This is a genomic window from Mycobacterium sp. 050134, from assembly GCF_036409085.1.
In the GTDB taxonomy this organism is placed as follows: domain Bacteria; phylum Actinomycetota; class Actinomycetes; order Mycobacteriales; family Mycobacteriaceae; genus Mycobacterium.
The window spans coordinates 1-1,406 of the sequence record NZ_JAZGLV010000057.1; the positions used below are offsets into that span (position 1 = coordinate 1).

The following is a 1,406-nucleotide window of genomic DNA, read 5'->3' on the forward strand; positions in this document are numbered from 1 at the left end:
GCACCACAAACAGGCGATGACCGGCGGTCACCCCGCACTGCACACGAGCACCACAAGGGCCCCGCGCACACCACGCGCGAGGCCCCCCTCACACTCCCCAACTGCCAGTTACGCGACGGGAACTTACCCCGCAGTAACCAAAACTGAGACGAGCGTAATAACGCCTCCCGTCAGAACGACAGGACAACATGTGTTTTCACAGGATTTACGTGAACCGCGCCTTACATGTTGGACGTGATGGCCGCCGCAAGTTGAGGGCCGAGGCCGATCAGACCAGGGATGATTCCCCCGATGCCGGTGCCACCACCCGTAAACCTGACAGGAGTCAACGGGCCGCCGGTATTACCGAGGAAGAGAGTGGGGAGTTCGGTCGGAGTGAGAATTCCCCCAAGAGGAATCTGGAGCACCGACGTCAGGCCGAAGAGTGAAGCTGGGGGCAACGTCAGATCGGTGGTGCCGTTAAGGAATGCGTTGGCGACATTCGCTGGCGCATCGAGGAATGCGGTCAGGGCGCCCGTCAGATCACCGGTCTGCAACGCACTTCCCAGCGCCACCGCGCTGGAGTTGAGTGCGCCTAACCCGTTGATCGGCCCACCGATACCGTCCAGAACCAACTGCAGCGGAATCCCGAAGGTAATGGTGCCCACATTCAGATTGATAACGGTTCGCAAGTTGGTGAATGCGTTGACCAAGTTGGTTGCGTGTTGCGCGACCATGTGCGGAACGGTCCCGAGGGGCAGCAGGTCGGTGAAGCTCTGCGCGATCTGCCCAGGGATAGTGAGTATCGGTGCCAGATCACCCAGTGGCCCGGTAAGCGTCACGGTGAAAACCAAATTGTCGTTAGCGACACTGAATCCGGGTAGAAAAGCCGATTTCAGCGCGGAACCGACATCGGAGAGCGCGGCCGAGGGGTTTCCCGCTAGGAGGTCTTGGAAGGCTGTCGCCAGGCCCGTGGGTAGGGTTTGGATGCCGGTGACGAGGTCTTGTGCGGCACTTTGCAATCCGGTGGCGATGGTTTGGGCATAGCCAATCTGGGTATTGATCAGCTGCTGTGCGAACGCGACCGGATTGAAGTTCGCGATCTGCTGGATCCCGGCCTGAATCGCCCGCGGCAAGGCGGCCAACTCGGCAGGCAGATTCTGAATCCCGGCCGCAAACTGAGTGGCGATCGTCTGACCATAGAAGATCTGGTTGTTCACCAACTGGTGCAGGAACGGGAACGGGTTGGACACCAACGTATTCCCGATCAACCCCAGGTTGTTGACGGTGTTGGTGAACAGGGCCTGATACGGACCGGCCACCGTGGCACCAAACGAACTCAACCCACTGAGCACCCCCGCCGCTCCCCCGGTCTGCAGGCTGCCCAAAGAGATCCCCGCACCAGCAATCGCATTCGAAATCGCCTG

Annotated in this window: 1 pseudogene; it reads right to left on the minus strand. The window is 60.2% G+C overall.

The annotated features are described in order from the left end of the window. Positions 1 to 221: 221 nt before the first annotated feature. Positions 222 to 1,406, minus strand: a pseudogene (locus tag SKC42_RS27365) (PE family protein); the annotation flags it as partial.